Below are 12,735 nucleotides of genomic sequence, written 5' to 3'. Positions count from 1 at the left end.
TCATCTTTATTGTAATGTAGCGTACGATACGCGAGCAAACTGTGTAGCATGAAAACAGGAGACACGAGATGAAGATGCGCGCATGGGCCAGCGTTGCCGTACTCGCCCTATGGTGCCTGGGCGCCGCTGCCCAGACCTGGCCCACCAAGCCGGTGCGCATCGTCACCGCCTTCGGCGCCGGCAGCGCCAGCGACATCGTGGCGCGCACGCTTGCCGACGAGCTGCAGAAGGCCTTCGGCCAGCCTTTCATCGTCGACAACAAGCCCGGGGCCTCGGGCATCATCGCGGCCGAGCAGGTGGCCAAGGCGGCACCCGACGGCTACACGCTGTTCCTGAGCACGAACACGGCGCATTCCGCGAACCCCTTCCTGTTCAAGAAGCTCCCTTACGAGCCCCTCAAGGATTTCACGCCGATCGCGCGCGTGTGCTATTTCCCTTTCGTGCTGGCGGTCAATGCCTCGCTGCCGGTGACGTCCGTGCAGGACCTGATCTCCTACGCACGTGACCCCGCGCACAAGCTGAGCTACGGCTATGGCAACAGCACGGGCCAGGTGGCGGGAGCAGCCTTCAACACGCTCGCGAAGCTCGATGCGACCGCAGTGCCCTACAAGAGCACGCCGCAGGCGCTGACGGACCTGATCGGCAACCAGATCGGCTTTCTATTCGTCGACTTGGCATCCAGCCAAGCGCATCTCAAGTCGAATCGCCTGCGTGCGCTCGCCGTCACGACCGAGCGTCGCAGCAAGATGGCGCCCGAGCTGCCGACGCTCGCGGAGAGCGCAAGACTCCCGGGCTTCGACCTCGCGGCCTGGGTCGGTGTGCTGGCGCCAGCCGGCTTGCCCAAGGACATCGGCGATCGGCTCAGCGTGGAGATCAACCGCGCGCTCGCCGACAAGAAGACCCTCGACAAGCTCACCGCGCTCGGAGCCGAGGTCGCACCGGGCGATGCGAACGAGCTTCGCAGCACCATGATCCAGCAACTCCAGGTGTGGGGCCGGAAGGTCAAGGAGGCAGGGATCCAGGCGGAGTAGCGAGCATGTCGCGCAGGACGCGCCGCAAGAGCTTGCCGGTGGGCGAGCGCGGCAGCTGCTCGACGACGCGGATGGCGGATGGCTGCTTGAACTTGCCCAGGCATCCGCGGTTGTGTGCCTCGATCTCGGCCACCAGCGCTTGCGGATCAGTCGAGCGGCTGCGGTCGGGAACGACAAAGGCGATGGGACGCTCGCCGAAGCGCTCGTCGCTCATCCCGACCACCGCGCATTCCCACACGCCAGGGACCTCGAGAATGGCTTGCTCGATCTCCTGCGGATAGATGTTCACGCCGCCCGAGATGATCATGTCGTCCTGGCGTTCGGTGAGGTAGAGATAGCCCTCGGCATCGACATGGCCGAGGTCGCCGAAGGTCTGCCAACCCTGCGGACTGGTTCGCGCCGCTGTCTTGGCGGGCTCGTTGAAGTAGGCGAAGGGCGTGGTGCCCGAGAAATGGACGGCACCGTTCTCGCCGGGTGGGAGTTCGCGGCCGTCTGCGCCGAGCACATGAATCTCGCCCTTGCGGCACCGCCCCACCGAACCCGGCTTGCGCAGCGAGTCCTGCGAATCGATCAGCGTGAGGCCCACGCCTTCGCTGCCCGAGTAGTACTCGAGCAAGATCGGCCCCCACCAATCGATCATCCGGCGCTTGAGCGCCACGCTGCAGGGTGCCGCGCCATGCACGGCCACGCGATGCGAGGGGCTCGAGAACGCCTGGCGCCGCGGTTCGGGCAACGCCAACATGCGCTGGAACATGGCTGGCACCCACTGGCTGTGGGTGATGGCCTCGCGCTCGAGCATGTCGAGTGCAAGCGCGGCATCGAAGCGCTCCATCACGTGCACAGTGCCGCGCGCTGCCGTCACCGCCAGCGCGAAACGCAGCGGCGCAGCGTGGTAGAGCGGCGCGGTCGAGAGGTAGCGCACGCCCGGCTCGCCCAGCCCGAACAGCTTCAGCAGATCGGCAGCGAACGCAGGTGTGCCGCGAAAGTCTTCTGGCGGCAGCGGCCGCCACACCCCCTTGGGCGCGCCGGTGGTGCCGGAGGTGTAGACCATCAATGCGCCGGGCGGTTCGTGCTCCCGCGCCGTGGGCGGCTGCACCTCGGCCAGCGATTCGAGGGACCGGCAATTCGCGATCGCGCCGCCGATCGACAACCATTCGACATCGCCCGCCACCATATCGGCCAGCCGTGCGGCCGGTTCGCCGAGGCTCGCATCCAGTACCACGAGCCGGGCTTCGGCATTCCGGACCATGTACGCGGCCTCGCCCACGGCCAGCGTGGTCGGCATCGGCGTGAGATAGAGACCGCAGCGATATGCGGCCCACGCCATCGCCAGTGCCTCCGGCCGGTTGCCGATCAGGCTGGCGATGTGATCGCCGCGACGCAGACCCTTGTCTGCGAGCACGCGTGCATACCGGTTCGCCATCGCCTCCAGCTCGGCATAGGAAAGCCGCGCATCACCGCACACCACGGCCGGGTGATCGGGCGCGCGCGCTGCGCACCGGCGCAAGTCCGTCGGGTCCATGGCCGCTCAGTCCTTGCGCAGCAGGCCGAGGCGTCCGAGCATCGCGCGTTCGGTGGCGACGGTGCGCCGCGCAAAGGACTCGTAGTCTTGCGAGTTCATATAGATCACAGGCAGCATGTAGCGGTCGAAGGCGGCCAGCACCTTCGGATCCTCGAGCGCTGCCTTGAAAGCGTCGTGCAGGATTTTCACCACCGCCGGGTCGGTGCCGCGCGGCACGCCGATACCGAAAGGCGATTCGTTGACGATGTCGACGCCGGCCTCGCGCAGCGTCGGCACCTCGGGAAAGGCCCTGGCACGCTGGGCGCCCATCGTTGCCAGCACACGCAATTTTCCAGCCTCCACATGCGGCGCGAACTCGGTGGTTCCGGCCATCATGGAAACCTGTTTGCCGAGCAGCGCACCCAAGGCCTCGATCGAACCCTTGTACGCGACGGCCGTCAGCGGGACGCCGGTCTTCATCGCGAGTTCCTCCATCGCCAGATGAGGAGTGGTACCGATGCCTGCATGGCCGTAGCTCAATGTGCCTGGATGGCTCTTGCCGTAGGCCAGCAGCTCAGCCAGCGTCCGGTACGGCGCGTCGGCCGGCACTGCCACGCCGAAGACGAAACCGCCCAGCCCGACGACGTACGCGATGTCGCGCAAGGGGTCGAAGCTGGTCTTCTGCATGAAGGCGATGCGAAAGACCGCCAGCGGCATCAGCGCCGCGGTGTAGCCGTCGGGCTTGGCCGAAGCCAGGGACACGGTGGCCAGGGCACCGCCGGCACCGGGGCGGTTCTCCACCACCACCGGCGCGCCGAGCTGGCGCGAGACGGCATCGGCCAGCGCGCGGCATACCGCATCGGTGGATCCGCCCGGCGCGGCGGGCGCGAGCAGCGTGATCGGCCGGGAGGGAAACTTCTGCGCAGCAGCCTGCGTGGAAAGCGCGAGCCCGATGGCCAACAGGCCGGCCCACCGGAGGATCGCGAAGCTCATGATGCCGCGCCGCCCGCGCTTCGCTGGGCCTTCTCGGCCTCGGCCCGGCCGCGCACCAGCGCCTTGGCCTCGGCCCAGTCTTCCGGCGTGAGCTTGCCGAGCTCCGCAAAGGTGCTGGGCGCGGCCAGATGGTGGCCGCCGTCGATCGCGATGTTCTGGCCGGTGAGGTATTCGCAGCCGTCGGCCTGCAGGAAGGTCAGCAGGTGCTGCAGCTCGCTCATTCTGCCGAAGCGCCCCATGGGCACCTGCTCGGACGATGCCGCGCCGACATTGGCCTTCGGGATCGGTGCCAGTTTTTCCCACGCACTCTCGGTCGGGAACGGCCCCGGCGCGACGGCGTTCACGCGGATGCGGTGGCGCCCCCACTCGACCGCGAGCGACATCGTCATCGCATGCACGGCGGTCTTGGCCATCACCGAAGGGAGCACGTAGGCCGAGCCGGTCCATACCCAGGTCACGAGCATGCTGACCACCGAGCCGGGCAGGCCCTGCGCGATCCAGCGCCGGCCGCAGGCCAGGGTGGAATGGAGCGCGCCGTCCATCACGGTCGAGCGAACAGCCTCGAAGCCGCGCGGGCTGATCTCGGTGGATGGTGCAATGAAGTTCGCCGCGGCGTTGTTGACCAAGCCGGTCAGCGGTCCGCCCTGCCAGATCCTCTCGACCATGGCGTCGATCTGCGAAGCGTCGCGCACGTCGCAGACATGCGATTCGATCGAGCCGCCGTGCGCTGCGAAACCGGCGAGCTCGGCCACGGCCTCGTCGAGCACGCCCTGCCGCCTGCCGCACACATACACGGCCGCACCGTGCGCGACGAAGGCACGTGCCAGCTCCTTGCCCAGACCCGTGCCGCCGCCGGTGATGAGGATGCGCTTGCCGCTCAGCACGTCGGGGCGGAAAGGGTCGTTCGAAATGGCGTCCGTCACTTGCATGTCTCCTGTCAGGTCGGATTCACGCCGACCACGCCTTCGCGTTCGCCGTGGCGCGGCCGGAAGCCGGCAAAGAGGTTGCGCCCGATGATGTGTTTCATGATCTCGATCGAGCCGCCGGCAATCTTGACGATACGGGCATCGGCGTAGGCGCGGGCAATCGGGTATTCCCACATGTAGCCCCAGCCGCCGAAGAGCTGCAGGCACTCGTCGACCACGCGGCAGTGCAGGTTGCTCAGAAACATCTTCGCCATCGCGGCATCGATGGGGTCGAGCCTGCCTTCCATGAAAAGCTGGATGCACTTGTCGGTGAACTGGCGGCCCACGGCCGTGTCGGTGGCGAGCTCCGCCAGCTTGAACTGGGTGTTCTGGAAGTCGCCGATGGTCCTGCCGAAGGCCTTGCGCTCGCCGGTGTACTGGACCGTGTACTCGATCACCCGCTCGGCTACCGCCGCCGAACGGATCGCCTGCGCAAGCCGTTCCTGCGCGAGCTTGGTCATCATCAGTTCGAAGCCCTTGCCCTCCTCGCCCAGCATCGCGGAGGCCGGCACGCGCAGGTCGTCGAAGAACAGTTCGGAGGTGTCCTGCGCCTTCATGCCCAGCTTGTCGAGGTTCTTGCCACGCCGGAATCCCGGCAGGCTGGTGTCGACCAGGAACAGCGTGATGCCCTTGGCGCCTGCGGCCGAATCGGTCTTGGTGGCGAGCACGAGCACATCGCACATCTGGCCGTTGGAGATGAAGACCTTCTGCCCGTTGATCAGGTAGTCGTCGCCGTCGCGAACGGCCTTGGTGCGGATGGCCTTGAGGTCGGAGCCGGCGTGCGGCTCGGTCATGCCCAGCGAGCCGATGGCCTCCCCCGCCACCATCTTCGGCAGCCAGTGCTTCTTCTGCGCCTCGGTGCCGAAGGACTTGATGTAGGTGGCGACCAGGTCGCAGTGGATCAGGAAGCCGGGGCCGGTGTAGCCGGCAGCGCCGATTTCCTCGAACACCACCACGTCGAACAGGTAGTCGGCGCCGAGCCCGCCGTATTCCTCGGGGATCGTGCAGCACAAGAGGCCCGCATCGCCCGCCTTGCGCCACAGTTCGCGCGGCACGACGCCGTCTCTTTCCCATTCGGCATGGTGCGGCGCGATCTCCTTTGCGATGAAGCGCCGCACGGTGTCGCGGAAGGCCTCGTGTTCCTGCTGGAATAGTTCTCTCTTGATCACGATGAGCTCCGTTGTTCAGTGCATCAATACGACTTGGGAAGGTCCAGCACCTTCTCGGCGATGAAGGACAGGATCAGCTGCTCGGTGATGGGCGCGATGCGTGTCACCACCACCTCGCGCAGCAGTCGCTCGACGTGGTACTCCTTGGCGTAGCCGAAGCCACCGTGCGTGAGCACGGATTGCATCGCCGCCTCGTAGCCTGCACGCGCGCCGAGAAATTTGGCGCTGTTGGCCTCGGCGCCGCAGGGAAGATGCTGGTCGTAGAGCCAGGCGCCCTTCATCACCATGCACCAGGCGGCCTCCAGCGCCATCCAGCGCTCGGCCAGCGGATGCTGAATGCCCTGGTTCTGGCCGATGGGACGTCCGAACACCACGCGCTCTCGCGCATAGCGCGTCGCGCGGCGCAGGGCATCCTGGCCGATCGCGACGGCTTCGGCCGCGACCAGCAGCCGCTCGGGATTCAGGCTGTGCAGGATGTAGCCGAAGCCCTTGCCCTCCTCCCCGATGCGGTCGGAATCGGGGATGAAGAGGCCGTCGATGAAGATCGCGTTCGAATCGACGGCCTTGCGGCCCATCTTCGGGATGCGGCGCACCTCGATCTTGCTGCGGTCGAGCTCGGTGTAGAAGATGGTGATGCCATCGGTCGGCCGCGCGCAATCCTCCAGCTTGGTGGTGCGCGTGAGCAGCATGATCTTGTTGGCGACCTGCGCGGTCGAGGTCCACACTTTCTGGCCGTGGACGAGGTAGCCGCCCTCCACCTTTTGCGCAAAGGTCTTGATGGCGGTGGTGTTGAGCCCCGCATCGGGTTCGGTGAAGCCGAAGCAGCACTGGTCGCGCCCCTCGACCAGCGCCGGCAGCCAGCGCTCGCGCTGCGCAGGCGTGCCGAACACCACGATCGGATGCGGCCCGAACAGGTTGATATGCACCGTCGAGGCCGCCGCCATGCCGCCACCGTGGCTGGCCACCTCGTGCAGCATGATGACGGCCTCGGTGACGCCCAGTCCGGCGCCGCCGTACTCGGGCGGCATGGTGATGCCGAGCCACCCGGCCTTGGCCATCGCCTGATGGAACTCGCGCGGGAACTCGCCGTCGTCGTCGCGCGCGAGCCAGTATTCGTCGTCGAACGAACGCACGACCGCGCCGACGCCGTCGCGGATCGCGCGATGATCCTCGGTGATCGAAAAATCCATGCCAGTTCTCCGTTTCTCGTCTAGTCGCCGAGGCCCAGCGTGCGCCGGGCCTGCTTCAGGTGGGGCATGTCGACCATCACCCCGTCGATGCTGAGCGTTCCCGCATCGGGTTGCGCCGCGAAGGCATCCACCACCCTCTGCGCGGCAGCCAGTTCGGCCTCGGACGGTGTGAAGGCCGCATTGATGATGTCGACCTGGTCGGGATGAATCGCGATCTTTCCGCGGAATCCGCGGCGACGCGCGGTGGCGCACGAAGCCGCGAGACCCGCCGCGTCGCGGAAGTCGGCGTGCAGCGTGTCGATGGCGGCGACGCCCGCAGAAGCGGCCGCGCAGAGACACAGCGAATTGGCCATCACGTAGAGCGGCGACAGGCTGCCGTCGGCCTCGCGGTTCGAGACGGCACCGATCGCGGCCGACAGGTCTTCGGCACCCCAGGTGATGCCGGCCAGGCGCGGGATGCCGGGCACGAAGGAAGCCATGGTCAGCATCGCCTGCGCGGTCTCCGTTGCCACCGGCACGATGCGCACCTCGCCGCCCGGCATGCCGCAGCGCGCCTCCAGCGCATCGAGGTAGTGGCCCAGGCGCAGCACGTCGGCCGCGCTGAAGGTCTTCGGAAGCATGATGCCGGCGAGGCCCGGCATCACAACGGCTGCGAGATCCTCCAGCGCCAGCCCCGAATCCAGCGGGTTGATGCGGACAAAAAGACGCGACGACAGGCGCCCGGCCTCCTTGGCAATGAAGCTCGTCGCCGCGGCGCGCGCCGCGGGCTTCTGCGCCGCAGCCACCGCGTCCTCCAGGTCGAGGATCAGCACGTCGGCCGAACTGCCCGTCGCCTTGGCGAGCTTTCGCTCGCTGTCGGCCGGCACGAAGAGCATCGAACGCAGCCTCATGCAGGAACCTTTCGCAACATCAGGGCCTGGCGCTTGCAGGTCGAGACCTCCTGCCCCTTCTGGTTGAAGCCCTGGTGCAGAAAGGTGACGATGCCGGCGTTGGGCCGCGATTTGCTGTCACGCACTTCCAGCACCTTCGTCGTCGAGCGGATCGTGTCGCCCGCAAACACGGGAGAAGGAAAACGCACGTCGGTCATTCCGAGGTTGGCGACCGTGGTGCCCAGCGTCGTGTCCTGCACCGACAGGCCGATGACCAGCCCGAGCGTGAAGATGCTGTTCATCAGCGGGCGGCCGAACTCGGTGCCCTTGCAGTACTCGGCATCGATGTGGATCGCCGCCGGGTTGTAGGTCGCGCCGCAGAACCACACGTTGTCGGCTTCGGTGACGGTGCGGCGTATCTCGTGCTCGAACACCTGGTCGACGCTGAATTCCTCGAACCAAAGACCTGCCATCGGTATTTCCCCTCACAATATGCAGTGGCGTAGCATGCGCATGTACATGGTACGCATGTGTACTATAACAAATCCCGTTGCGATGCAACTCGGTAGGAACCTTGATCGGAGACAGAAAAATGCCCCTCGCCATGAACCGCCAGGTGCGGCTGAAATCAAGACCCCAGGGCGTGCCGCAGGCCGAACACTTCGAGATCGTCGAAGCGGCGCTGCCGCCGGTGCACGACGGCCAGGTGCTGGTGCGCAACATCTACCTGTCGGTCGAGCCCGCGATGCGCGGCTGGGTCAATGCCGTCGGCAACTATTCGGAGCCGGTGGCCGTCGGCGCGGTGATGCGGTCTTTCGCCACGGGGCGCGTGGAGGCCTCCCGGCATCCCGGCTTCCGGCCCGGCGAATACGTCACAGGCATGTTCGGCTGGCAGGACTATGCGGCGGTCGACGGCGCGGCGATCCAGCGCAAGGTGGAGGACGACGGCCTGCCCTTGTCCGCCTCGCTCGGCGTGCTAGGCATCAACGGGGTCACCGCGCACTACGGATTGCTCGAGATCGGCCGGCCAAAGCCCGGCGAGACGGTGGTCGTGTCGACCGCGGCCGGCGCCGTCGGCTCCTGCGTGGGGCAGATCGCAAAGATCAAGGGTTGCCGCAGCGTCGGGATCGCCGGCGGCGCCCAAAAGACGGCCTTGTGCACTGGGCTGTTCGGCTACGACGCGGCCGTCGACTACAAGGCCGGCGCGCTCGCCCCGCAGCTTGCGGCCGCCTGCCCCGACGGCGTCGACGTCTACTACGACAACACGGCCGGCGCGATCAGCGACGCCGTGATGGAGCGCCTGAACGTGGGTGCCCGGGTCGTGATCTGCGGCACCGCCTCGGTGGCGAACTGGGATCCGCCGCCGCAAGGCCCGCGCGTGGAGCGGCACTTGCTCGTCAACCGCGCATCCATGCGGGGCTTCGTCATCTTCGATCATCCTGAACACGGCGCTCTTGCGCGCCGCGAGCTGGCGCAATGGCTGCGCGAAGGCAGGCTCCAGTACCAGGAGGAAATCCTGGAGGGCATCGAGCAGGCGCCCGATGCGATCGCGGGGCTCTACCGCGGCGAGAACCTGGGCAAACGACTGGTCCGGATCGCGGAGCTCGATTGAGGACGACCGAGGCCCGGTCATAAAATGTTCGCATGCGTATAGTAATGAATCGCCCAAGGAGCACATATGGCCGCTGAACCGACGACAAGCACCGACTGGGAGCTCAGGCTCGGGTTTCTGATCCACGACGCGTCACGGCTGCGCCGCAGCGCCTTCGACCGCTGCCTGAAGCCGCTGAACGTCACCCGCTCCCAGTGGTGGGTTCTGGCCTATCTGTCGCGGCAGGACGGCATGACCCAGTCGCAGCTCGCCGAAGAACTCGATCTGGGCAAGGTCGCCATCGGCGGCCTGATCGATCGCCTCCAGAAGTCGGGGCTGGTACGCCGCGACGCCGATGCCAGCGACCGCCGCGTCAACCGCGTCTTTCTCGAGCCCAAGAGCAAGCAGCTCATCAACCGCATGCGCAAGGTCAGCCACCAGCTCAACCAGCAGATCCTGGCGGGCCTTCCCGAAACCCAGCTCGAGACCACGGCCAAGACGCTCGACACGATGAAGCGCAACCTGCTGTCCTATCTACAGGAGCCGGTCGAAGCCTGAATCCCGGCTCGCCGGCGCCGGCACACAGGGAAATTCCTTATGTGCGTATCCTTATTGTGCAGTAGTGTACGAATATCCGCGACACTGCAAGGACACGCACGCCATGACCTCCGAGTCCCCCGAAGGCCAGCGCCCCTCTGATTGGGGCGGCCTTTCTCTTTCGGTCGAGCAGGTCGAACTGCGGTTCGGCGGCATCCGTGCGCTGCGCGGCGTTTCCTTCGCGGCCGGCGCGGGCGAAATCACGGCCGTGATCGGGCCCAACGGCGCCGGCAAGACCAGCGTCTTCAACACCATCTCGGGCTTCTACCGCCCCGCCTCCGGCCGCGTGCTGCTGGGCAGCGACGACATCACCGACACGCCGGTCTACGGCCGCGCCGGCCTCGGGCTGGCGCGCACCTTCCAGAACATCGCGCTGTTCCATGGCCTCAGCGTGCTCGAGAACATCAAGCTGGGCGGCCATCACCTGATGCGGTCGGGCCTGATGTCGAGCCTGCTCTACGCGAGAAGCGCGCAGCAGGAGGAGCTGGCGCTGCGCGCGGAGATCGAACGCCGGGTGATCGACTTCCTCGAGATCGACCACATCCGCCACAAGCCGGTCGACGCTCTCTCCTACGGCCTGCAGAAGCGCGTCGAGCTGGCGCGCGCACTGGCGATGCGGCCGCGTGTGCTGCTGCTCGACGAGCCCGTTGCGGGCATGAACCGCGAGGAGACGGAAGACATGGCGCGCTTCATCCTCGACGTGCAGGAGGACTGGGGCGTGACGGTGCTGCTAGTGGAACACGACATGGGCATGGTGATGGACATCTCCAGCCACGTGGTGGTGCTGAACTTCGGCGAGGTCATCGCCAGCGGATCGCCGGCCGAGGTGCGTCGGCACCCCGAGGTGATCCGGGCCTACCTCGGCGCCGAAGCCGAAGAGGCCGAAGAGGCGATCGCATGAACGCACCCGCCCTCTACGAGCTGCTGGAATACAGCCTGATCGGCCTGCTGTCGGGCGGCGTGCTGGCGCTGATCGCGCTGAGCTTCGTGCTGGTCTACAAGGGCACCGGCGTCGTCAACTTCGCGGTCGGCGAAGTCATGATGCTGGGGGCCTACCTCTACTACACCGGCAACGTGCTCTTCGGCCTCTCGCCGGTGCCTGCCTTCGTGCTGTCGCTGCTCCTGATCGCGCTGCTCGCGGTGCTGATCGAGCGCCTGGTGCTGCGGCCGCTGGCCGGCCAGTCGGCGGTATCGGTGCTGATGGCCACGATCGGCATGGCCAGCATCCTGCACGGCGTGGTCGAGTCCTTCTGGGGCAGCGACACCTACTCCGTGCCGCCGCTCCTTCCCCGCCGGCCGCTGAACTTCAGCGAGGTGATGATCCCGGGCACGGCGATCGGCAACTTCGCGGTCGCCGCGGCGCTGATCATCGCCTTCATCCTGTTCTTCCGCTATTCGAAGACCGGCATCGCGATGCGCGCGACGGCGAGCGATCCGGTCACGGCCTGCACGCTGGGCATCAACATCCGCTTCGCGCAGCGTTTGACCTGGGTGCTGTCGGGCGTGGTCGGCACGGTGGCCGGCGTCCTCATCGCCTCCTCGGCCAATCTCTCGCCCCTGCTGGCCGCCACGGCCCTGAGCGCCTTCGCGGTGATCATCCTCGGCGGCCTCGACAGCATCCTCGGCGCCATCGTCGCCAGCCTGATCATCGGGTGGATCGATGCGGTGACCGCTGGCTATCTCGGCGGCAAGGCGCGCGACGTCGTGCCCTACGTCGTGGTGCTGGCCATCCTGGTCGTGCGTCCCTACGGCATCTTCGGCACCCGCACGATCGAAAGGCTCTGACCATGCGCACCGGCGTTTTTCACGAGAACTTTGCCGCCGAGGAGCAGCTGTGGGACTCCTCCACCGCGCGCCGCTGGATGCTGGCCTTCACGGTGGCGCTGTTCGCGCTGCCCTTCTACGGCAGCGACTATGTGCTCGCGATGAGCTGCATCATCGGCATCCACGTCATCGCCACGCTGGGCCTGAACATCACGACCGGCAGCACGGGCCAGATCTCGCTCGCGCACGCGGCTTTCATGGGCGTGGGCTGCTATACCGTGGCCTGGCTCGCGAAGCACGGCATTCCCTTCTTCGTCGCACTGCCCGCAGCCGGGATGCTGGCGGCGCTCATCGGCGTGCTCGTGGGGCTGCCGAGCCTGCGCGTCAAGGGGCTCTACCTGGCCATCGCCACGCTGGCCGCACACTTCATCCTGACCTTCATCTTTCGCGAGTGGGAGCCGGTGACCGGCGGCGTGCCGGGCACGTCGATCCCGCGCGCGCGCCTCTTCGGCTTCGAGCTGGTCGGCGACCGCGCCAACTTCTACCTGATCTTCGGCTGCGCCTTCCTGATGGCGCTGGCGGTGCGCAACCTCTCGCGCACGCACATCGGCCGTGCCTTCATCGCCGTGCGCGACCGCGATATCTCGGCCGAGATCCTGGGCGTAAGCCTGCTGCGCACCAAGCTCTTGGCCTTCGCGCTCGGCGCCTTCTATGCGGGCGTCGCGGGCGGCTTGCTGGGCTACTTCTATGGCTCCATCACGCCCGAGTACTTCGTGCTCACGCTGTCGATTTTCTATCTCGCCGCCATCATCGTCGGCGGCAGCACCGTGCTGGGCAGCATCCTGGGCGCGATGTTCATGACCTTCGTGCCCGAACTGCTGCGCCTGACATCCCATGTCAGCTCCCAATGGTTTCCGGGCATCGCCGCCCTTCTGCTGCCGATGGGACAGATCGTCTTCGGCATGCTGATCATCGTCTTCCTTATCTTCGAGCCGCGTGGGCTCTCGGCCGTGTGGGCGCGGGTGCGCCGCACTTTCCACGTGTGGCCTTTCAAGACCTGAACCA

At 66.8% G+C, this 12,735-nt stretch carries 13 protein-coding genes; 6 read left to right on the top strand and 7 right to left on the bottom strand.

Features of this window, described 5'->3' with window-relative positions; all coding sequences use genetic code 11:
• Positions 1-68 precede the first annotated feature (68 nt).
• Complete coding sequence (locus ACSQ9I_RS33740) at positions 69-1,031, top strand: Bug family tripartite tricarboxylate transporter substrate binding protein (RefSeq protein WP_436316352.1); 963 nt, start codon at positions 69-71, stop codon at positions 1,029-1,031.
• Here ACSQ9I_RS33740 and ACSQ9I_RS33735 read toward each other — a convergent pair.
• Genes ACSQ9I_RS33735 through ACSQ9I_RS33705 form a run of 7 tightly spaced genes read right to left on the bottom strand, consistent with a single transcriptional unit; the run spans position 1,003 to position 8,191 of the window.
• A complete protein-coding gene (locus ACSQ9I_RS33735) occupies positions 1,003-2,553 on the bottom strand; it encodes an AMP-binding protein (RefSeq protein WP_436316351.1) in 1,551 nt (516 codons plus the stop codon). The genes ACSQ9I_RS33740 and ACSQ9I_RS33735 overlap by 29 nt on opposite strands.
• A gap of 6 nt (positions 2,554-2,559) precedes the next feature.
• The gene (locus ACSQ9I_RS33730; protein ID WP_436316350.1) at positions 2,560-3,525 is read right to left on the bottom strand and encodes a Bug family tripartite tricarboxylate transporter substrate binding protein; all 966 of its coding nucleotides are present in this window, start codon (positions 3,523-3,525) and stop codon (positions 2,560-2,562) included.
• Positions 3,522-4,454 (bottom strand): SDR family oxidoreductase, encoded by a 933-nt coding sequence (locus ACSQ9I_RS33725; RefSeq protein ID WP_436316349.1) that lies wholly within the window; start codon positions 4,452-4,454, stop codon positions 3,522-3,524. Before ACSQ9I_RS33725 ends, ACSQ9I_RS33730 begins: the two co-directional genes overlap by 4 nt.
• Positions 4,455-4,462: 8 nt before the next feature.
• A complete protein-coding gene (locus tag ACSQ9I_RS33720; protein ID WP_436316348.1) occupies positions 4,463-5,659 on the bottom strand; it encodes an acyl-CoA dehydrogenase family protein in 1,197 nt (398 codons plus the stop codon).
• Positions 5,660-5,682: 23 nt separating this feature from the next.
• Entirely contained in the window at positions 5,683-6,849 is a 1,167-nt protein-coding gene (locus ACSQ9I_RS33715; RefSeq protein WP_436316347.1) for an acyl-CoA dehydrogenase family protein, read from the bottom strand.
• Between the two features lie 20 nt (positions 6,850-6,869).
• Positions 6,870-7,739 (bottom strand): HpcH/HpaI aldolase/citrate lyase family protein, encoded by an 870-nt coding sequence (locus ACSQ9I_RS33710; protein ID WP_436316346.1) that lies wholly within the window; start codon positions 7,737-7,739, stop codon positions 6,870-6,872.
• Complete coding sequence (locus ACSQ9I_RS33705) at positions 7,736-8,191, bottom strand: MaoC family dehydratase (RefSeq protein WP_436316345.1); 456 nt, start codon at positions 8,189-8,191, stop codon at positions 7,736-7,738. The genes ACSQ9I_RS33710 and ACSQ9I_RS33705 overlap by 4 nt, the downstream gene beginning before the upstream one ends.
• Positions 8,192-8,310: 119 nt before the next feature.
• On the opposite strand from ACSQ9I_RS33705, the gene ACSQ9I_RS33700 reads away from it, so the two are divergent.
• From ACSQ9I_RS33700 to ACSQ9I_RS33680, 5 genes are all read left to right on the top strand, one after another.
• On the top strand, positions 8,311-9,330 hold the full coding sequence (locus tag ACSQ9I_RS33700; RefSeq protein WP_436316343.1) for an NADP-dependent oxidoreductase: 1,020 nt from the start codon (positions 8,311-8,313) through the stop codon (positions 9,328-9,330).
• 66 nt (positions 9,331-9,396) lie between these two features.
• Complete coding sequence (locus ACSQ9I_RS33695; RefSeq protein ID WP_436316342.1) at positions 9,397-9,867, top strand: MarR family winged helix-turn-helix transcriptional regulator; 471 nt, start codon at positions 9,397-9,399, stop codon at positions 9,865-9,867.
• 103 nt (positions 9,868-9,970) lie between these two features.
• Positions 9,971-10,807 carry an ABC transporter ATP-binding protein gene (locus ACSQ9I_RS33690; protein WP_436316341.1) on the top strand — a complete coding sequence of 279 codons (837 nt, stop codon included), beginning with the start codon at positions 9,971-9,973 and terminating at the stop codon, positions 10,805-10,807.
• A complete protein-coding gene (locus ACSQ9I_RS33685) occupies positions 10,804-11,691 on the top strand; it encodes a branched-chain amino acid ABC transporter permease (RefSeq protein WP_436316340.1) in 888 nt (295 codons plus the stop codon). Before ACSQ9I_RS33690 ends, ACSQ9I_RS33685 begins: the two co-directional genes overlap by 4 nt.
• A gap of 2 nt (positions 11,692-11,693) precedes the next feature.
• Entirely contained in the window at positions 11,694-12,731 is a 1,038-nt protein-coding gene (locus tag ACSQ9I_RS33680; protein WP_436316338.1) for a branched-chain amino acid ABC transporter permease, read from the top strand.
• The last annotated feature ends 4 nt before the right edge of the window (positions 12,732-12,735 follow it).

It is taken from the genome of Variovorax sp. LjRoot84 (genome assembly GCF_964254305.1).
Lineage (GTDB): Bacteria > Pseudomonadota > Gammaproteobacteria > Burkholderiales > Burkholderiaceae_C > Variovorax.
This window is presented reverse-complemented; position numbering and strand designations above follow the sequence as displayed.

Excerpts from the sequence above, each read along its gene's own strand:
- ACSQ9I_RS33740 (WP_436316352.1), top strand. The coding sequence starts at position 69 with ATGAAGATGCGCGCATGGGCCAGCGTTGCCGTACTCGCCCTATGGTGC.
- ACSQ9I_RS33735 (WP_436316351.1), bottom strand. The coding sequence starts at position 2,553 with ATGGACCCGACGGACTTGCGCCGGTGCGCAGCGCGCGCGCCCGATCAC.
- ACSQ9I_RS33730 (WP_436316350.1), bottom strand. The coding sequence starts at position 3,525 with ATGAGCTTCGCGATCCTCCGGTGGGCCGGCCTGTTGGCCATCGGGCTC.
- ACSQ9I_RS33725 (WP_436316349.1), bottom strand. The coding sequence starts at position 4,454 with ATGCAAGTGACGGACGCCATTTCGAACGACCCTTTCCGCCCCGACGTG.
- ACSQ9I_RS33715 (WP_436316347.1), bottom strand. The coding sequence starts at position 6,849 with ATGGATTTTTCGATCACCGAGGATCATCGCGCGATCCGCGACGGCGTC.
- ACSQ9I_RS33710 (WP_436316346.1), bottom strand. The coding sequence starts at position 7,739 with ATGAGGCTGCGTTCGATGCTCTTCGTGCCGGCCGACAGCGAGCGAAAG.
- ACSQ9I_RS33705 (WP_436316345.1), bottom strand. The coding sequence starts at position 8,191 with ATGGCAGGTCTTTGGTTCGAGGAATTCAGCGTCGACCAGGTGTTCGAG.
- ACSQ9I_RS33700 (WP_436316343.1), top strand. The coding sequence starts at position 8,311 with ATGCCCCTCGCCATGAACCGCCAGGTGCGGCTGAAATCAAGACCCCAG.
- ACSQ9I_RS33695 (WP_436316342.1), top strand. The coding sequence starts at position 9,397 with ATGGCCGCTGAACCGACGACAAGCACCGACTGGGAGCTCAGGCTCGGG.
- ACSQ9I_RS33690 (WP_436316341.1), top strand. The coding sequence starts at position 9,971 with ATGACCTCCGAGTCCCCCGAAGGCCAGCGCCCCTCTGATTGGGGCGGC.
- ACSQ9I_RS33685 (WP_436316340.1), top strand. The coding sequence starts at position 10,804 with ATGAACGCACCCGCCCTCTACGAGCTGCTGGAATACAGCCTGATCGGC.
- ACSQ9I_RS33680 (WP_436316338.1), top strand. The coding sequence starts at position 11,694 with ATGCGCACCGGCGTTTTTCACGAGAACTTTGCCGCCGAGGAGCAGCTG.